19 protein-coding genes are annotated in these 18,338 nt (G+C 63.6%); 8 read left to right on the top strand and 11 right to left on the bottom strand.

Going from position 1 to position 18,338, the window contains the following annotated elements; genetic code table 11:
- Positions 1 to 40: 40 nt before the first annotated feature.
- Positions 41 to 889 carry a LysR family transcriptional regulator gene (locus BMW76_RS14565; RefSeq protein WP_090866019.1) on the bottom strand — a complete coding sequence of 283 codons (849 nt, stop codon included), beginning with the start codon at positions 887 to 889 and terminating at the stop codon, positions 41 to 43.
- A gap of 143 nt (positions 890 to 1,032) precedes the next feature.
- Between BMW76_RS14565 and BMW76_RS14560 the strand changes: the two genes are divergently transcribed.
- Positions 1,033 to 1,737 carry a haloacid dehalogenase type II gene (locus BMW76_RS14560; protein WP_090866018.1) on the top strand — a complete coding sequence of 235 codons (705 nt, stop codon included), beginning with the start codon at positions 1,033 to 1,035 and terminating at the stop codon, positions 1,735 to 1,737.
- 40 nt (positions 1,738 to 1,777) lie between these two features.
- On the top strand, positions 1,778 to 2,572 hold the full coding sequence (locus BMW76_RS14555; protein ID WP_090866130.1) for an aldolase: 795 nt from the start codon (positions 1,778 to 1,780) through the stop codon (positions 2,570 to 2,572).
- Positions 2,573 to 2,626: 54 nt separating this feature from the next.
- Here BMW76_RS14555 and BMW76_RS14550 read toward each other — a convergent pair whose 3' ends face one another.
- The 5 genes from BMW76_RS14550 to BMW76_RS14530 form a co-directional block, all read right to left on the bottom strand.
- Positions 2,627 to 3,394 carry a DeoR/GlpR family DNA-binding transcription regulator gene (locus BMW76_RS14550; protein WP_090866017.1) on the bottom strand — a complete coding sequence of 256 codons (768 nt, stop codon included), beginning with the start codon at positions 3,392 to 3,394 and terminating at the stop codon, positions 2,627 to 2,629.
- Between the two features lie 114 nt (positions 3,395 to 3,508).
- Positions 3,509 to 4,507 (bottom strand): 4-hydroxythreonine-4-phosphate dehydrogenase PdxA, encoded by a 999-nt coding sequence (gene pdxA, locus BMW76_RS14545; protein ID WP_090866016.1) that lies wholly within the window; start codon positions 4,505 to 4,507, stop codon positions 3,509 to 3,511.
- A 50-nt stretch (positions 4,508 to 4,557) separates the two neighbouring features.
- Complete coding sequence (locus BMW76_RS14540; RefSeq protein WP_090866014.1) at positions 4,558 to 5,829, bottom strand: four-carbon acid sugar kinase family protein; 1,272 nt, start codon at positions 5,827 to 5,829, stop codon at positions 4,558 to 4,560.
- The gene (locus BMW76_RS14535; protein WP_090866012.1) at positions 5,826 to 6,824 is read right to left on the bottom strand and encodes a 2-keto-3-deoxygluconate permease; all 999 of its coding nucleotides are present in this window, start codon (positions 6,822 to 6,824) and stop codon (positions 5,826 to 5,828) included. Before BMW76_RS14535 ends, BMW76_RS14540 begins: the two co-directional genes overlap by 4 nt.
- A gap of 329 nt (positions 6,825 to 7,153) precedes the next feature.
- Entirely contained in the window at positions 7,154 to 7,933 is a 780-nt protein-coding gene (locus tag BMW76_RS14530) for an alpha/beta fold hydrolase (RefSeq protein ID WP_090866010.1), read from the bottom strand.
- 139 nt (positions 7,934 to 8,072) lie between these two features.
- Between BMW76_RS14530 and BMW76_RS14525 the strand changes: the two genes are divergently transcribed.
- Positions 8,073 to 9,557 carry an HD domain-containing phosphohydrolase gene (locus BMW76_RS14525; RefSeq protein ID WP_090866008.1) on the top strand — a complete coding sequence of 495 codons (1,485 nt, stop codon included), beginning with the start codon at positions 8,073 to 8,075 and terminating at the stop codon, positions 9,555 to 9,557.
- A 61-nt stretch (positions 9,558 to 9,618) separates the two neighbouring features.
- Here the strand turns inward: BMW76_RS14525 and BMW76_RS14520 are convergent, their stop codons facing one another.
- Complete coding sequence (locus BMW76_RS14520; RefSeq protein ID WP_090866006.1) at positions 9,619 to 9,951, bottom strand: DUF2322 family protein; 333 nt, start codon at positions 9,949 to 9,951, stop codon at positions 9,619 to 9,621.
- A gap of 272 nt (positions 9,952 to 10,223) precedes the next feature.
- On the opposite strand from BMW76_RS14520, the gene BMW76_RS14515 reads away from it, so the two are divergent.
- Genes BMW76_RS14515 through BMW76_RS14505 form a run of 3 tightly spaced genes read left to right on the top strand, consistent with a single transcriptional unit; the run spans position 10,224 to position 13,072 of the window.
- The gene (locus tag BMW76_RS14515) at positions 10,224 to 12,014 is read left to right on the top strand and encodes a nitrite/sulfite reductase (RefSeq protein ID WP_090866128.1); all 1,791 of its coding nucleotides are present in this window, start codon (positions 10,224 to 10,226) and stop codon (positions 12,012 to 12,014) included.
- The gene (locus BMW76_RS14510; protein WP_090866004.1) at positions 12,011 to 12,430 is read left to right on the top strand and encodes a DUF934 domain-containing protein; all 420 of its coding nucleotides are present in this window, start codon (positions 12,011 to 12,013) and stop codon (positions 12,428 to 12,430) included. Before BMW76_RS14515 ends, BMW76_RS14510 begins: the two co-directional genes overlap by 4 nt.
- 45 nt (positions 12,431 to 12,475) lie before the next feature.
- Positions 12,476 to 13,072, top strand: coding sequence for an aminotransferase-like domain-containing protein (locus BMW76_RS14505; RefSeq protein ID WP_245763227.1), 597 nt, complete (start codon positions 12,476 to 12,478; stop codon positions 13,070 to 13,072).
- Positions 13,073 to 13,297: 225 nt separating this feature from the next.
- On the opposite strand, the gene BMW76_RS14500 is transcribed toward BMW76_RS14505, so the two are convergent.
- The 3 genes from BMW76_RS14500 to BMW76_RS14490 all read right to left on the bottom strand — a co-directional run bounded on the left by BMW76_RS14500 (position 13,298) and on the right by BMW76_RS14490 (position 16,102).
- Positions 13,298 to 15,109, bottom strand: coding sequence for a SulP family inorganic anion transporter (locus BMW76_RS14500; protein WP_090866003.1), 1,812 nt, complete (start codon positions 15,107 to 15,109; stop codon positions 13,298 to 13,300).
- Positions 15,110 to 15,234: 125 nt separating this feature from the next.
- Positions 15,235 to 15,666: a YeeE/YedE family protein gene (locus BMW76_RS14495; protein WP_090866002.1), complete on the bottom strand. Its 432-nt coding sequence runs from the start codon at positions 15,664 to 15,666 to the stop codon at positions 15,235 to 15,237.
- Between the two features lies 1 nt (position 15,667).
- On the bottom strand, positions 15,668 to 16,102 hold the full coding sequence (locus BMW76_RS14490; protein ID WP_090866001.1) for a YeeE/YedE family protein: 435 nt from the start codon (positions 16,100 to 16,102) through the stop codon (positions 15,668 to 15,670).
- A gap of 286 nt (positions 16,103 to 16,388) precedes the next feature.
- Here BMW76_RS14490 and BMW76_RS14485 point away from each other — a divergent pair, with 286 nt between their 5' ends.
- Both BMW76_RS14485 and BMW76_RS14480 read left to right on the top strand, forming a co-directional pair.
- Positions 16,389 to 17,324: a histone deacetylase family protein gene (locus BMW76_RS14485; RefSeq protein WP_090866000.1), complete on the top strand. Its 936-nt coding sequence runs from the start codon at positions 16,389 to 16,391 to the stop codon at positions 17,322 to 17,324.
- Between the two features lie 76 nt (positions 17,325 to 17,400).
- On the top strand, positions 17,401 to 17,610 hold the full coding sequence (locus tag BMW76_RS14480; protein WP_143062260.1) for a hypothetical protein: 210 nt from the start codon (positions 17,401 to 17,403) through the stop codon (positions 17,608 to 17,610).
- 50 nt (positions 17,611 to 17,660) lie between these two features.
- Here the strand turns inward: BMW76_RS14480 and BMW76_RS14475 are convergent, their stop codons facing one another.
- The gene (locus BMW76_RS14475; RefSeq protein WP_090865998.1) at positions 17,661 to 18,326 is read right to left on the bottom strand and encodes an ankyrin repeat domain-containing protein; all 666 of its coding nucleotides are present in this window, start codon (positions 18,324 to 18,326) and stop codon (positions 17,661 to 17,663) included.
- Positions 18,327 to 18,338: the final 12 nt, after the last annotated feature.

Genomic DNA, 18,338 nt, shown 5'->3' with positions numbered 1-18,338 from the left:
AATAGGCGAAGCGCTCGCGAGGTCGTTTCGCCGCAAGCGGCTAGATCGTCACCGCTTCGCGCAGGAAGTCCACCAACGCGGACTGCGTAGCATTCATCGTGCCGCCCGCGCCGATCAATGCAAGCTCCGTCGGCGGCAGACGCGGCAACTCGAAGCACACGCTGTGCTCGGAAAGAACGGCCGTCGTCGGCAGCACGGTGATGCCCAGACCGGATGAGACCGCCGCCTGAATGCCCGTCAGGCTGTGACTGCCGAACGCCACGCGCCAGCTGCGCTGCGCCTGGTCGAGGCAGCGGATCGCGCGCAGCCGGTAGACGCAGCCTTGCGGAAAGAGCGCGAGCGGAATCGGCTCGCCGCCCTCGTCGGGCACTTCGATCTCGCGGCCGCGCACCCACACCAGCGACTCGGGCCATGACGCAAGACACTGGCCGCTTCCCGGCTCGCGCTTCACGAGCGCAATTTCGATCTCGCCGCCCGACAGCTTGCGATGCAGATCCGCGCTCATGCCCGCAACCGTTTCGAGCCGCGCTTCCGGCCTTTCCCTGACGAAGCCGGAAAGAATCGACGCCATGCGCTTCGCGTCGAAATCTTCCGGCACGCCGATGCGGATCGGCGTGCGCCACGCGTCGCTCGCGAGCGCGTCCTGTGCTTCCTGCGACAGTGCGATTAGACGCCGCGCGTATTGCGCGAGCAGTTCGCCGTGTTCCGTTGCCGTGACCTGATTGCCCGTGCGGTCTCGCAGAAGCAGCGTGCGGCCCACCATCTCTTCGAGACGCCGCACCTGCTGGCTGACGGTCGATTGCGTGCGATGCACGCGATCGCCGGCCCGAGTGAAACTGCCTTCGTCGACGACGCACACGAGCGTGTTCAACAGATCGAGATCGAGCATGGCGGGCGCCTCATATTTACGTTTCCACTGACACTGGCATTTTAATTTAATTTCCCAATAACGGTCGCGCGGCTTAGTCTGCTGTTCATCCTTTTTTGTTCATCCCTGTTGTTCATCTCGACGCTTCAGCAAAGGAACGAATCATGTCGCTCGACAACACGCCTCGCCCTTCGTGGCTGACCTTCGACTGCTACGGCACGCTGATTCAATGGGACGAAGGCTTGCAGGCCGCCGTCGCGGAAATACTCGCCAGCAAGGGCGCGTCGGCGATCGATCCGCGCGAACTGATCGCCGTCTATGACAGGCACGAGCATGCGCTCGAACAGACGCCGCCTCATCGCAACTTTCGCGAAATCGCGGGCGAAGCCCTGCGTATCGCGCTCGGCGAATTCGGGCTGCGCGTGGACGATCACGATATCGGCACGCTCACCGATCACATCTCCGCGATGCCGCCGTTTCCCGAAGTGGTCGAGTCGTTGCGCGCGTTGAAGGAAAAGGGCTATCGTCTATGCATCGTGTCGAACACGGACGATGACGTGATCGCCGGCAACGTCGCGCAACTCGGCGGCCATATCGATCGTGTGATCACCGCGCAGCAAGCGGGCGCGTACAAACCGGACCGCCGGCTTTTCGACTATGCTCACGCACAGCTCGGTGTATCGCGCGACGACGTGGTGCATATCTGCGCGAGTCCGCATCTGGATCATGCGGCCGCGCGCGATATCGGCTTTCGTTGTGTGTGGATCGATCGCGGCACAGGACGCAAGCTCTTGCCCGACTACACGCCCGACGCAATCGTGCCGACGCTCGGCCGCGTGCCGCCGCTCTTCGCATCGTTCGGCTGGTGAATATCGGCTGGTGAACATCAAAGGCAAGGGATCGTTCTTCATGGCTCATACGCTCAACACGCTCAACGTCGGGACCACGGCCGTCTCGCACCGCGCGCCGCTCGACCCGGACGCCGTGCACGCCGCTCGCGTCGAACTCGCGGCCTGCTTTCAACTGGCTGCGCAATACGGCTTCGAAGAAGGGGTGTGCAATCACTTTTCCGCTGTCGTGCCGGGGCACGATGACCTCTTCTTCGTCAACCCGTACGGCTTTGCGTTTTCGGAGATCACGGCGTCACGGCTCTTGATCTGCGATTTCGACGGCAACGTGATCGACGGCGACGGCCAGCCCGAGGCGACTGCCTTTTATATCCACGCGCGCCTGCATCGCGCGATGCCACGCGTGAAGGCCGCGTTTCACACGCATATGCCGAACGCGACCGCGCTGTGCCTGATCGAAGGTCCGCCGCTGTTGTGGCTCGGACAAACCGCGCTGAAGTTCTATGGCCGCACCGCTGTCGACGAGCAGTACAACGGCCTCGCGCTCGACAATTCGGAAGGCGATCGCATCGCGCAGGCAATGGGCGACGCGGACATTCTCTTCCTGAAGAACCACGGCGTGATGGTGGCGGGCGCGAGCATCGCCGAAGCGTGGGACGATCTGTACTATCTGGAGCGTGCCGCCGAAGTGCAGCTCAAGGCGATGCAGAGCAATCGCCCGCTCAAGGCCGTGTCGCACGACGTTGCGCAACGCACGTACGAGCAGATGAGGCTGGGCGACAAGGAAAGCGGGCGTGTGCATCTGGACAGCGGAATGCGTCGCTTGCGCGAAACGGGGAACCGGTTCGAGTTGTGAGTGCCTGCGACGGCGGCGTGTTCCGTTTTCATATGCCCGTCGCGGGCATCGCTTTCACGCCACTTCGACGGTCACTTCGGGCAGCGCGCGAAACGGCGCCAACAGTTCCTCCGTCGCCGTCGCGGAAGTAATGAGCCGCCAGTCGCGCTGAATGGGCGTCCAATGCTGCTGACGCGCGCGCCCTAGCTTCGCCGAATCCGCGAGCACGATGATCTCGGCTGCGCGGGCCACGATGCACTCTTTCAGGTAAGCCTGCTGAGCCGTCGTCTCACACAGGCCGAAACCCGCGACGACGCCGTCCGCGCCGAGAAAGGCGCGATCGACGGTCAAGCGGCTCAGGATCAGTTCGGCGAGCGGCCCGAGCGTGCTCATGCTCGACCCGCGCAACTCGCCGCCGATCAGCGTGAGCCGCACGCCCGGTGCATTCGCAAGCGACGTCACCGCGAGCAGATTGTTCGTCACCACATGCAGGTTTTCTCGCGCGCTCAGATGACGCGCGAGCCCGGCACACGTCGTTCCGCCGTCGAGCAGCACCGTGTCGCCCTCGCGGACATGCGCGGCCGCCGCTTGCGCAATCGCTTCCTTCTGCTCGCTCTGCGCGGCCTTGCGTTCTTCGAGCGACGCTTCCGGCTCATGCACGCCGACCAGCGCCGTCGCGCCGCCATACGTGCGCACGAGCCGCCGCTGTTTCGCGAGCGCGGTCAGATCGCGCCGGATCGTCGCTTCCGATACACCGAGCGCGGCGCACAACTCTTCGACGTTGGCATCGCGCGTACGAACGAACTCAAGAATCGCCTGATGACGGTCAGTCGTTTTTTTCACATCGGCAGCAGCGTGAGAAAGGGTCTCGATCTTACACCAGCGATGCGCGCGAACAGCATCGAGGCCATACGTAACGCGCTTCGCTTCGCTTCGATTCGCTTCGCTTCGAGTGGGTTAACGGCGCGTCGCCAGTTCCGCGCCCTGGCGCAGCGCTTCGAGCATGCTGCCTTCATCGACGATGCCCTTGCCCGCGATATCGAACGCCGTGCCGTGATCGACGGACGTGCGGATCACTTCGAGCCCCACCGTCACGTTCACGCCCGCTTCGAGACCGAGCACCTTCACGGGACCATGGCCCTGGTCGTGATACATCGCGACCACCAGATCGAAATCGCCGCGGCCCGCGCGGAAGAACAGCGTGTCGGCAGGCAGCGGGCCCGTGACGTCGAGGCCGCGCTCCTGCAGCACCTCGATGGCGGGAATGATCTTCTCCTCTTCTTCGCCGTAGCCGAACAGGCCGTTCTCGCCCGCATGCGGATTGATCCCGCACACGCCGATGCGCGGCTTCTCGATGCCCGCCTTCACGAGCGTCGCGTGACCGCGTTCGATGGTCCGCTGCACGAGACCCGGCTCGATCTTGCGGATCGCGTCGATGATGCCGATATGCGTCGTCACGTGAATCACGCGCAGTTGCGGCGCGACGAGCATCATCGACACTTCTTCGACGCCCGTCAGATGCGCAAGCATTTCCGTGTGGCCCGGATACTTGTGGCCGCCCGCATGCAGCGCTTCCTTGTTGAGCGGCGCGGTGCAGATCGCATCGATCTTGCCCGCCTGCGCGAGTTCGACGGCGCGCTTGATGTACTGGTAAGCGGCGTCGCCCGCCAGCGCCGACAGCTGGCCGAACGGCAGGTCGTCGGGAATCAGGCCGAGGTCGATGCAGTCGATCGTGCCCTGCTCGTAGCGCGCTTCCGATGCATCGCCGATGCGGCGAATCTTCATCTCGCCGCCGACGATCTGATTCGCGCGTTCAAGGCGCTTCGCGTCGCCGATTACGAGCGGACGGCATTGCGCGTAGACGGACGAATGCGCGAGGCTCTTGACGACGACTTCCGCGCCAACGCCGGCTGCATCGCCCATCGTGATGCCGATTACAGGAAGATAGTTGCTCATGATGTGATCTCGTCAGGCTTCAAGGTTTGATTCTGGTTCATGCACGGACGTCAATGCGGGACGACGTCCGGTTCCGTTTCCGGTTCGATTTCGTTACGCAGCGTCAGCCACGCGGCGAACAACGCGTGATCGGTGCCGAATGCACCCGCCTTCGTCACGACGCCGGGGCAATGCGTGCTCGCGGTGCCAAGCGGCCGGCCGACGGCCACGCCCGCTTCGACTTCCGCCAGCAATTGCAGGCTGCCGATGCGCGCGGCCGTGAGCATCGCGCGGGCCGTCTCGCCGCCCGTCGCGATCACGCCGCCCGTCTTCGTGAAGTGCGGCTCGACAAGCGCCGCGAGCGCCGTCGAAAGTTGTGCGCCTTCGGCAGGATTGAATGCATCGTCGCGGCCGATTCGCAGCAGCAGATCGACGCCCGCCTGCAACGACACGCCGATCTGTTCCCGCAACGCGTGCCAGTCGCGATGGCTCGTGCCTTCTCGCAACACGGCAGGCGGCACGACCAGTTCTTCGACGCCGCCACGTTCGCGCAGCATCGCGCACTGCCGCTCGCTGACAGCCGACAGGCTGCCGACGAGAATCAGGATCGGTCCGCCGGGAAACGGCGCAACGTCCGGCTTGCGGCCGGCTGCGCCGTTGCGCGGATTCAGCGCGGCGATCTCGCGCGCAAGACCGCCCGAACCGACCCAGAAGAACGGCGCATCGCTGTGCAGCGTCGCTTGAGCAAGCGCACGCAATGACTGCTCGCTCTGCGTATCGACGATCAGCGCCTGCACGCCTTTCGCGGCCATCGCGCCGATGCACACCGCGAGTGTCTGCGGTTCGTCGCGCAACGCTTCGGCGTCGAGCCGGTCCGTTTTCAGACCGGCCGACTCGAGTTGCGTCGCGATATCGGCGGGCAGTCCCGCGTGTTCGAGCTTCCACGTGGCCGTCTCTTCGAGCGGCTCGCCGTACACATAGACGCAGCCGCCGCGCACCGTGCGGCCCGTCGCGGGGAACGCGGGCGCGACGATCGCCATGCCCGCGAGCGCTTGCAGACCCGCGACTTCGGCGGCCCAGTTGCCGCGCAATGTCGAGTCGATTTTCTTGTAGAGGCGCTGGTCTCGCGCGCTCATTTCCGCATAGGCGGCCGACGTGCGCGCCGCCGCATCGTGCGGCGCGAGACGGCGCGTGTCCGTATCGATGGCGATCGTGTCGGCGCCGTCATGAGCTTGCGTGCGCGTCGCCTCGAGCGTGACGACCGTCCGATGGCCGGCGCTCGCGAATCCGATCGCGCAGTCCGCGGCACCCGACAGGTCGTCCGCAATGATCAGAATCTTCATCGTGCCAGCCCTTGGCGATTCTCCGTGCGCGCGCGTTCGTTGCGCTGCTGATAGCGCTTCGCGATCGCCGACGTGAGGATCGGCGACAGGATCGCCGTCACGACGACGCACGCGGCCACCAGCAAGGTCGCGCTCTTCGCCGCTTCGTTGTACACGGGGTTCGCCGCGGCGACGAGCGCCGGCACGGCGGCCGCATTGCCCGCCGTGTTGGCTGCGGCCACGCCGGCGACACCCGTGCCGCCCGTCAGGCGGTCGGCGAAATACAGCGGAATGCCCGTCACGATCACGACCGCGATACCGAGGCCGATGCCCAGCAGCCCAGCTTGCCATACCTTGTGCAGATCGAGACCGGCGCCGAGCGCCAGCGCGAAAAACGGAATCATCACGGGCACGGCCTTCGCGAGGAAGTCGCGCATCTCGCGGTCCAGATTGCCGAGCAGCATGCCGAGCGCGAGCGGCAGAATGCTGCCGACCAGCGTCTGCCACGGGAACGCCGACAGACCCGCGACGCCCAGCGTCACCATCGTCAGGAACGGGCCCGATTCGAGCGACATCAGCGTATAGGCGCCGACGTCTTCCGAGCGGCCGTACTGGCCCATCAGCGCCATGTACAGGCCGCCGTTCGTGTCGTTCATCGCGGCGACGACGGCCAGCGTCGAGATGCCCGCGAAGAGCCCCGCCGAAACCGGCTGCTCGCCGATGATGTGCCCGAGAATCACGCCGATGATCACAGCCGCGCCCACCTTCGTGACCAGCAGCGCGCCGCCCTTTTTCATCAGATACGGCGTCGCCTTGATGTCGATGCCCGCGCCCATGCAGACGTAGAACACGGCGAGGATCGGCAGCGCGCCCGTAAAGAGCGCGCTGGTGAACGAACCGAAGAATTTAGGCATGCCCGGCAGGAACGTCGCCACTAGCGCGCCGATGAGCAACGGCACGATCATCATGCCGCCGGGAACGCGCTCGATCGAGCGCTTGATGGGAATCTGAACCATGCGAGTCTCCTTCCTGGCTTTATTTGTCGCGTCTAAGCCGCGATTTTGATTGAAACAGTCACCGTTAGATCAAAACGATCAGTCTGCAGTGTAGTGCGTTCTGGATGATTGCGCAAATCGGTCAAACTGCTTGATCGAATCGATCATTTTACTTGCGGGGAGCAGAAGAAGACGTGAGCGCCCGATGCAGCGAAGATGCAGTGCAAATGCGAAAAGACAGGCGGCCCCGTCACCAGGGCCGCCTGTCTTTATTTAACGATACGGTTTGTCGAAGCAACCGCGCGCGCTCCGTGATCGCGGAGGCTAATGCAATCGCCCGATGTCCGGCATCACTGTGCGCGGCTCGCCGCGGCGATGATCGCGTCCGCCACCGCTCGCGGCTGGCTCAGCATCGCGACATGACTGGCGTCGACGTGCGTCACGTGCGCCTTTATCTGCGCTGCCATCGCGTCCTGCAAACGCGGATCGATCATGCGGTCCTTGTTCGCGACAACGAAGTACGAAGGCTTGTTGCGCCATGCCGCGTCGGTCACTTTGTCGTCCGTGCATCCCGCGAACCACGGGCCTTGCGTCGCGGCCACGACACGTTTTTCCGCTGCATTCAGGTCCTGCGCGAAATCGTCGTCGATCGCTTTCGACGATAGCTTCAGGAAGTTGCCCGAGTCCTTTTGCAGCTCGCTCGCCCATGCGGGAGCGGGCTTGCCCTTGATCATGTCGTTGAGCGACTGCCCGCTGTCGGGCGCGAAGGCGGCGACGTAGACGAGCGCCTTCACCTTTTCGTCGTTGCCCGCCTCGCTGATCACGACGCCGCCCCACGAATGTCCGACCAGCACGACGGGACCTTGCTGCGCGTCGATCGCACGCTTCGTCGCGGCGGCATCGTCGGCGAGAGAGCTCAACGGATTCTGCACCGCGACGACGTGCAAGCCGCGCGCTTCGAGCAACGGGATCACCTTGTCCCAGCTCGAACCATCGGCGAACGCGCCGTGCACGAGCACGACGTTCTTGCCCTTCAGATCCTGCGGCTGAGCCGCGTGCGACGCCTGCAACGACAACAGGCCCCCCGTCAGCATCACTGCGGCGAGGCACTTCCTGATCAGCGAATTCATCTTCGATCTTCCTTAAGTGGTCAACATGGATCGAAGCATCGCCGAGGGCCGCGATAACGGGTATCGGTCAAATGACCGACCTCGCGTTTCGCGTCGCGCGGGTATAGTAGGCCCGACAAGGAAATCTGAAGCGTGGACCATGCACACATCGACGGACACTTTGAGCGGCCCGGCCGTTCGCGTATTCGATGCCGTCAAGGCGCTCGCCTTCATCGGCGACCTGAGCATGGGCCAGCCGACCGATCATTCCGTCCGCACCGCGTGGCTCGCGCTGCGGTTGGCGCAGGCGGCAGGGCTCGGCGAAGCGGACATCGTGGCCGCACGCGAAGCGTCGCTGCTGCGCTGGTCGGGCTGCACCGCGAACGCATCGGGTTTCGCCGAGGCGCTCGGCGACGATGTGTCGAGCCGCGAAGCGATGCTCGCGCTCAAGCCGGATTGGGCCGGCCCGCCCGACATGCAAGGCAACATCGGCACCGTCATCACGCCGCTCGCGCGGATTCATTGCGAGGTGTCGGGTGAAGCGGCGCGAATGCTCGGACTCGAAGGCGGCACGGAAGCGACGCTGCGCCATGTGTTCGAAACGTGGGACGGCAGCGGCACGCCGGATGGTCTGTCGGGCAGCGAAGTGCCGGAAGCCGTGTTCGTCGTCGCGCTCGCGGGCGAGCTGGAAATCTTCGCGCGCATCTACGGTATCGAACGCGCGCAATCGTTGATCGGCCATCGCGCCGGCTCGCGCTATCCGGATCATCTCGCGAAGCTGGTGATCGATCATGCGGCGCAATGGCTCGACGAACTCGGACGCGCGGACGCATCATCGCTCGACGACGCGCTGTTGACGCCTCGCATGAACGACGTCACGCCGATCGAGCTGATCGCCGACATCATCGATCTCAAGCTGCCGTGGATGGTCGGGTATTCGCGCGGCGTCGCCGCGGCGGCCGCAGCGTGCGCCGCCCGGTTCGCGCTCGACACGAATGCGCAGAAGCGTCTCTATTGCGCGGGACTGATTCACGGCATGGGACGCGCAGCCGTGCCGAATCCGATCTGGAACGCACCCGCGCGCCTTTCGCAGGCCGCATGGGAGAAAGTGCGCCTCGTGCCGTACTGGACATCGCGTGCGGGCAAGCAGACGGGCACGCTCGCCGATGCAGCCGAACTGGGCTCGTATGCGTACGAGCGCGTCGACGGCTCGGGCTATTTTCGCGGCGCTTCGGGCAGCGCGTTGTCGTTCGAAGCGCGTGTGCTCGCGACTTCGGCCGCGTGGGTGGCATTGCGGGCGGCGCGTCCGTGGCGCGATGCACTATCGGCCGACGAAGCCGCGAAGCTGTTGCGCGACGAAGCAGCACAGGGACGCTTCGATCGCGACGTCGTCGATGCATTGATCGACGCGGGGCCGTCGCAACGGCGCGTCGTGAATCCTCGCGCGCAGTCGGCGCGGCTGTCCGCGCGTGAGGTCGACGTATTGCGCGAAATCTCGCGCGGCGCGAGCAACAAGGAAGCGGCGCGCGAGCTCGCATTGAGTCCGAGCACCGTGCGCACGCATGTCGAGAGCGTCTTTCGGAAGCTGGAGTGCTCGACGCGTGCAGCGGCGACGCTCAAGGCGTTGGCGCTCGGACTGATCTGACGCGATGGGGCTTCAGTTCAAGCGGAATCGCCGGTCTCACACTCCTTCACACCATTAGCGCTTACGCGGCCGCAATCACGTCGATACGCAGCGCTTCGCCACCCGCCGCGATGTCCAGCAGGCGATCGACATTCGGATGTGCGCCCGGCCGATTGCGCGCATCCGCTGTGTGCTCGGCGAACACGGCGAGCCCATGTTCCGCGGCCTTCGCATCGAGCGCGCCGAATGCCTGCCGCAGATAGTGATAGACGGCCAACGAGCCCTGCTTGCCCGGCTTGTTCTCGATGCTCGCCACGACGGCGCCCTTGCCGTCGACGAGGTCGATGCGCTCGATACCGTCGATGCCCGGCAGTTGCGCGAGATTGTCCTTGAATACGTTGCCCGGTTGAATCACTGAATACGCTCCGTCGGTTGGGGAAATAACGTGTGGGCCCGCATTTTATCCGATCGCTTTTATCCGATCGCGTCGAAGCGGAATCGTCGGCGGAGAAGTCGTGACGTATTGCACACGCAGTTTTTCTCATCTGCTGCTATCGATTTCGCGTCATCTGCGTCTTGTCCGTCAATGCATCGGCCAGTAGATTCGAAAGCACATTTCACATTGGGACAGTCGTGTTCCGCATCGCCGGACGGCGGCGCGTGAAGCGCATGCCCTCGACATCAGCCATGTATCAGTACAACGAGTTTGACAAAGCCTTCCTGCTGAATCGCGCCGCGCAGTTCCGCGACCAGATCGAACGCTGGCAGGACGGCCGATTGAGCGAAGACGCATTCCGTCCATTGCGCCTGCAAAACGGCTGGTATGTGCAGCGGCACGCGCCGATGCTGCGCGTGGCCGTCCCTTATGGCGAGTTGTCGAGCGCACAGCTTCGCGTGCTCGCACGCGTCGCGCGCGAATACGACGCGCCTGAAGAAGACGTCTACCGACGCGCGCTCGACACGCAGCGCAAGCTCGGCACCGTTCGTCTTCCCACGCATCATGCGCACTTCACGACGCGCACCAACGTGCAATTCAACTGGATTCCGCTCGCGAAAGCCGCCGATGTGATGGACCTGCTTGCGACCGTCAACATGCACGGCATCCAGACGAGCGGCAACTGCATCCGCAATATCTCGTGCGATGAACGCGCGGGCATCGCGCCCGATGAAATCGCAGACCCGCGCCCTTTCGCGGAAATCATGCGCCAGTGGACGACGCTGCATCCCGAGTTCGCTTTTCTGCCGCGCAAGTTCAAGATCGCGATCACGGGCGCAAGCGACGACCGCGCGGCGACGGACTGGCATGACGTCGGGCTGCGCCTTCGCTACAACGAAGAGGGCGAACTCGGTTTTCGCGTGATGGTGGGCGGCGGCATGGGACGCACGCCTGTCATCGGCACAGTGCTGCGCGAGTTCCTGCCGTGGCAGCACATCATGAATTACATCGAAGCCGTCGTGCGCGTCTATAACCAGTACGGACGACGCGACAACAAGTACAAGGCGCGCATCAAGATTCTCGTGAAGGCGGAAGGCCAGAAGTACATCGACGAGGTGGAAGAAGAGTTCCGCCAGATCGTCGAGCATGACGGCGGACCGCATACGATTCCGCACGAGGAACTGGAGCGCGTCAGTGCGTATTTCGTGCCGCCTGCCGTTTCGTCCGTTTATCGGATGTCGAATGACAATGCGCATGAACAACTGCGCGATGCCGCTCGTCAGCATCCGCAGTTTGCCCGCTGGCTCGAGCGCAACGTCGCGCTTCACAAGGATGCGTCGCTGAGGATCGTCACGTTGTCTTTCAAGCGTCTGCTACAGGCACCGGGCGATGCATCGGCGGATCAGCTCGATCGCGTCGCGGATCTCGTCGACCGTTTTTCAGCCGGTGAAGCGCGTGTGACGCACACGCAGAATATCGTGCTGCCGTGGGTCCACGAAAACGATCTGCTCGCGTTGTGGGAGGCCGCGCGCAGCGTGGGTCTCGCGAGCGCGAACGTGCATCTGCTCACGGACATGATCGCGTGCCCCGGCGGCGACTTCTGCGCGCTTGCCAACGCGCGCTCGCTGCCCATCGCAGAGGCGATCATGGAGCGCTACCAGGACCTCGACGAACTCGAAGACATCGGCGAAGTCGATTTGCACATCAGCGGCTGCATCAATTCGTGCGGACATCACCATAGCGGACATATCGGCATACTCGGCGTCGACAAGGACGGCGCCGAGTGGTATCAGGTCACGCTGGGCGGGTCCGATGGATCGCACGCGAGCGGCGATGCGCAGCCTGGCAAGGTCATCGGCCCATCGTTTTCGGCACATGAAGTACCCGACGTGATCGAAGCGGTGCTACGAACCTATGTCGAACACAGACGCGTGGACCGCCTGCACCGCGAGACCTTCATCGAAACTGTGCGGCGCATGGGCCTCGATCCGTTCAAGGCCGCGGCGAACGCGGCGCGCACACCGATGGAGCTTTCGGCATGAACGGCAATACACGCATCCGGCTTCTCGACGCGGCGGCGCACCTCGCGGATGCCGTCGATCGCATCGTTGCGCTCGATAACGACGCCGATCCGCTCGATCATCGCGACGCGATTGCGCAGGCGCAGCGCGTCGAACTCCACTTCCCGAGCTTCACGGACGGCAGGGCCTTTAGCCAGGCGTATCTGATACGGCGACGGCTCGGCTTCACGGGCGACCTGCGCGCAACGGGCGACGTACTCGCCGATCAGTTGATCCAGATGGAGCGGACGGGTTTTTCAAGCGCGGTGCTCAGGGAAGGCGTCGATTCAGGCGATGCGCAACGGCAACTCGATCGCTTCGCGTCTTTTTATCAAGGCGACGTGGTTCGCGATGCGCCGTTTCGGCGTCACGAGCAGGAAGTGACAGCGGACGGTTGAACATCCGGTGCGCATTAGCGCGGTCTTTGAATACAAGTTGCCGCGATGCGCATCCACGCATCACGGCAATTTTTTATTTTCTTCGGCTCCACACATCAGTCACGCGCGAGCGCACGCTCGATCGTGATCTGCGTCGGCTCCACGCTTTCGAAGTGCATTTCGCCGGGACTGCGTGCCGCCTTTCTCGTGTTGCCTTCCGCCGAAGGACAGGATGCGTTTCTGAAGGCATTGAGATCGCTTTCGCTGATGTCGCCGCCGCTTGCCACATCGCTGGTCACGCAGTGGATTGTCGACGGCACGGCGTCGGAAGTGCTGGCGGGCATCCGGAAGGAGTCGCGCGAACGCCTGCTCGCGGCCAGTCAGGTCCTGTCGCCCGTCAGCGGTTCGAAGACGAGCGGCGGCATTCATATGTGGCAGGCGTTGCCGCAGCACTGGGCCGCGCAGAGTCCCGCCGATGCGGCCCGCAGGGAAGGACTCGTCGTTGCGCCGGCTTCCGCGTTTTGCCAGGGCGGCGATGTGCCGAATGCGATCCGTATCTCGCTTGGCGGCTGCACGCGGCGCAGCGAATTGACTTCGGCATTAAGAAAGCTCGCTGCACTGCTGGAACGCAAGCCAACTGCCGACGATCGGCTGCTGATATAGCGTTAGAAAGAACTGCTGCGATCGAATTGAAGAGAACTGCTTCTATACTAAAGTCCGGCGCACGCGAATAATTCCGTCAACGCTGCTCCGAACACTTCCTTACTCCTTTTATCGTTCGAAGCGCGCCGGGATCACTGCGCGAGTGCCCGCGGCCCACGCCCTTCAACCCGCAGAGCTTGCAGCTATGTAACATATCGAGCGTGGCAGGCACTAAACCTCGGCACCTTATGGCGCCGAGGTTTTTTTATCGTCTGCCGTTCCTTGCCTGGGCTCTGCGCCATCGTCGTCCCAGTCGTGCCAGTCGACGTCGTGATGCTCCAGATACTTGTCCACGGCAACGCCGAGCGTGGGAAAGAAGGTCTCCCCGCCCAATCTGTCGAACATCTCGTACTGCCGCAGCATGTCCTTGACGGGGCCTTTCATCTCCGCAAAGCAGAGTTCGATTTGCCGTTCGCGCAAGCGCGCACGCAAGTCGGCGAGTGCTTCAGCGGCCGTGATGTCGATGTCCGTAATCGGCTCTGCGGCGACCACAACCCATTGCGCGGGCGTCATTGTCGACGCAATCGCGCGCTGCACATGCTCGCGAAAGATCTCCGCATTGGCGAAAAACAAAGGCGCGTCCCAACGAAAAAGTACTAGCCCGGGGATCGTTCGCGCTTCGGGATGCCGCGAAATGTCGTGATAGCCCTTGCGTCCATCCACGCGTCCGAGCACGGCATCGTAAGGGCGCCATGCGCGCCACACGAATGCCATCAACGCGAGCCCCACTGCGATGAAGATGCCTTGAATGGGACCGATCAGCGCGACGCCCGCAAAGCACGCGATCGATTGCACGAACTCGCTTCGACGCAATCGCCGCAGACGAATCACATCACGTACCTCGAAGAGCGCGAGACCCGCCGCGACGACCACTGCGCCGAGCGCGGCGGCGGGCAACGTGCGCAACAGCGTCGGCGCGAAGATCAGCAACGCCGACACGCACAGCGCCGCGACGATGCCCGTTATCTGCGTCTTCGCGCCCGCCGATTCGGCGACGGGCGTTCGCGACGCACTGCTCGTCACGGGAAAGCCCTGAAAAAGCCCCGTGACGATATTGGCCGCACCGAGCGCGACCAGTTCCTGATCACGGTCGACGCTTTCGTGGTGGCGTTCGGCGAATACGCGCGAAAGCACCGCGATATCCGCCAGCGAAATAAGCGCGATCGCGATTGCGCCGGGCAGCAACGCCACGATTTCATCGAGCGAGACCAGCGGAACGGACGGCAACGGCAATCCTTGCGGAACATTGCCGACGACGGCCACACCCGCTCGCCGGTCGAGATCGAACAGCGCAACGGCCAATGTCGCACCGACGACGGCGACAAGTATCCCCGGGACGACCGGCAGCCAGCGCTTGAACCCGAAAATCACCAGCAGGCACGCAACGCCGATCAGGCAGGTCACGCTGTTCAACTGCCCATTGAACACGCCGTGAACGAGACCAGCGGCTTCTTGCACCAGATTGCTGCCCGCGACATCGAAGCCAAGCAGCTTGGGCGTCTGGCTGATGATGACGGTGAGCGCGACGCCGTTCAGATAGCCCTGACGAATCGGCCTCGAGAGCAGATCCGTGACGAAGCCGAGACGGCACACGCCCACGGCGATGCAAAACACGCCCGACAGAATCGCGAGCATGCTGGCCAGCACCAGCAGGCGCTCGGTGTGCGCACCGGCCAGCGGCAACACGATCGATGCGATCAGCGCAGCCAATGCCGAGTCGGGGCCGAGCACCAGAATGCGGCTCGGCCCGAACAGTGCGTACGCGACGATTCCAGCCACGGTTGCGTATAGCCCGGAAATAGCGGGCAGGCGTGCCGCCTCCGCGTAGCCCAACCCCGCGGGGACGAGCACTGTCGTGAGCACCAGGCCCGCAACGACGTCGTGTGAAAACCAGGCACGCTGATAAGACCGCAGCGTCGCAATCCCCGGCATGCGCCGCAGCAATCGATTGAGCGAGCCGACGTCGGCGCCGCTCGAATTGCTGGTCATTCGACTCATCGCGCACCTCTTGAGTCAAATTTGCAGAGCCCCGCTTTAGCTTTATAGACGGAGCCGCGCGAAATGGACTGGAATAAAGCGAGTGCTCTCACTCTTCGATTTGGTCGAAGCTCACAACAACCCGTTCATGCATGCTGCCGGCGGCGTTGCAATCGCTCGATCAGTTCGAACACGGCCATTCCGCCCAGCATCGCGGCGACGAAACCCCAAGCCTTCGGATATCCGGCGCCGAGCGCGACCAGCGCCGGCCCCGGACAGAATCCGGCGATGCCCCAGCCCACGCCAAAAGCCGCGCTTCCGAGAATAAGCCTTGTCGTTACGCTAGTGCTAGCGGGTATTTGCATCGGCAGCCCCAGCAGCGATTTTGCACGGCGTTTTGCGAGCAGAAAAGCAACCGACGCGATACCGATTGCACCAATCATCACGAATGCAAGCGACGGGTCCCATCGTCCCGCGATGTCGAGAAAGCCGAGTACTTTTGCCGGATCGGCCATGCCCGACACCATCAGGCCGATACCGAACAGCAGCCCGGCCACTAACGCAGTCAGCACGTTCAACTCAGCCTCCCACCAGATGCCGCAGCACGAACACCGTCACGAAGCCCGTCGCCATGAACGTCGCCGTCGCGGCCAGCGAGCGGATCGATCCGCGCGAAATGCCACAGACGCCGTGACCGCTCGTGCAGCCGCTCGCGTAGCGCGTGCCGACGCCCACGAGAAAGCCGGCGACGATGATTTCGCCCCATCCTGCCTGGATGTCAGGCGATATCGGCTGGCCCAGCGCGCTCGCCAGAATGGGCGCGCCGATGAGTCCCGCGATAAACGCCGCGCGCCAGCCTGAATCGTCGCGCGACGCGCCCAGCAGGCCGCCGAGAATGCCGCTGATACCGGCGATTCGTCCGTTGAAAAGCACTAGCACGGCCGCCGCCATGCCGATGACGATACCGCCCGCAAGAGAAAAGAATGGAGTGAAGCTCTCCACATCAATCGACACGACGCCTCCTGATTTGCATTCGCATAGAACCGTTATAGAGCACGGTTACAAGTGCAATTGTTTGCCGGGTCAGCCGCGAATGGAAGAACAGCCGGTCTTGCGCCATAAACGAAAGTCTATAACCTGCCAAAGTTTCTTTTATTGTTTCGCGCGACAGACGCGACCTTACACTTAGCGAACCCCTACCGAACCATAAAGAGCCGGCGAGACTCGAAACGCCAGCTCTGTCCACGCGAAAACACCAATCAAAAGGAGACGATGCCCGTCCTGCCGAGCATCAGCACCTATGCCTTCGACCCTCGTCTACACGCATTCCGCCTGCCTGAACCATCAGCCGGGTCCGCATCATCCGGAGTCGCCGGAACGTCTGAAGACGGTCCTGAATACGTTGCGCGCGCCCGAGTTCGCCGCGCTCGAATGGCGCGACGCGCCGATGGGCACGCTCGAACAGGTGCGACTCATCCACGAGCAGGACTTCATCGACGAAGTTGCGGACATCGCGCCGACACACGGCTACATGCCGCTCGATGGCGGCGATACCGTGATGTCGCCGGGTTCGTGGGAAGCCGTGATGCGCTGTGTGGGTGCGGCATGCGCGGGCGTCGATGCCGTGCTCGGCGGAGAAGCGCGCAACGTGTTCTGCGCGACGCGTCCTTGCGGACATCACGCAGAACCGTCAAGAGCGATGGGTTTTTGCATCTTCAATCAGGCTGCAATTGCGGCTGCATACGCTTATGACGTGCACAAGCTCGAGCGCGTCGCGGTTGTCGACTTCGACGTCCATCACGGCAATGGCACGCAGGCCGCGTTCTACAGCCGACCCGAACTCTTCTATGCATCGAGCCATCAGTCGCCGCTCTATCCCGGCACGGGCGCGGCGGCCGAAACGGGCGTGAGCCATAACATCGTCAATGTGCCGCTGCCTCCCGGTTGCGATTCCGCGTTGTTTCGTACACGCATCGAAGCCGAAATGTTGCCGGCCATACGTCACTTCGAGCCCGAACTGATCATCATCTCCGCCGGCTTCGACGCACATCGGCTCGATCCGCTTGCCGCATTACGTCTCGACGATGGCGACTTTCACTGGATCACCCGCGAGCTGACGCGCATCGCCGACGAAACATGCGACGGGCGCATCGTGTCGATACTCGAAGGCGGGTACAGCACAGAGGGACTTGCGGGCGGCACGCGCGCGCATGTGCGCGCACTGCTGGGTCTTTGACGCGTATCGAGATGCTGCATGCGGTACGGAGCTTGCGCGCGCTGACGACCTTGCGCGCATCGCGTGTAGCGACAACGTGCGAGCCTATTTGCGCTGGCTCGGGCAGCGCAGCCGCGCGGAACAGCGCAGCGAGCGATCGCGCGAGGCGACGGGCGCACTGGCGGCGATGATCGGTGGGATGGTTCTTGCGCGCGCCACTGAAGACCCCGCTGAAGCGCGAAAGATTCTGACCGCCGTGCGTGGCTTCGTGCGAGGCGCGTTGAAAGCGGATAAGGGCGCGCGTTAGCACCGTCGAGTGCGCCTGGCAGCACGACAGCCACGACAACTGCACGACGACTAGTGCACGGACAACAAGCCCGCGACCTGATTCGACTTCGTCTGCGCGGCAATGTCCATTGCCGTCATTCCGCGATTATCCTTGAGCGATACATTCGCGCCGCGCGCGAGCAGCAGCTTCACGGTGTCGGCGCGGTCATAGCCGGCGGCCCACATCAACGCGGTGAGTTCGTTCTTGTACTGCCGGTTCACGTCGATGCCGGCGTCGAGCAACTGCTTCACTACCTGTGTCTGTCCCTGGCCGGCTGCGTATTCCATCGCGGTCTTGCCGACGCGGTCCGTCGCCATCGGATCGGCGCCGTGCGCAAGCAGCAACGCGACGATCTCGTCATAACCGCCATACGCGGCCGCCATCAAAGCCGTGATGCCCGGTGCGTCTGCATGCTTCACGTTCGCGCCATGTTCGATCAATGTGCGCACGATGGCGACGTCGCCCTTCTTGCACGCAGTGATCAGAGCCGTGTCGCCGATCCGGTTTTCCGCATCGACGGATGCGCCGCGTCCGAGCGCCGCATCGACGCTCGCGCGGTCGCCGTCTTTCGCGGCAGCAAGCAGCTGGCGGTTCGTTTCGCCCTGGTCCTGAGCGAGCGCCGGCAAAGGCAGCGCCGATGCCAACGCGCACGACACGAGCAATGCACGTGCAACATATCCGACCGTCTGTTTCATTTCGCCTCCGTT

Origin of the sequence: Paraburkholderia diazotrophica, assembly GCF_900108945.1 — a bacterium.
Lineage (GTDB): Bacteria > Pseudomonadota > Gammaproteobacteria > Burkholderiales > Burkholderiaceae > Paraburkholderia > Paraburkholderia diazotrophica.
The sequence above is the reverse complement of the archived record's forward strand: the minus strand, read 5'-3'. Positions and strand labels throughout refer to the sequence as shown.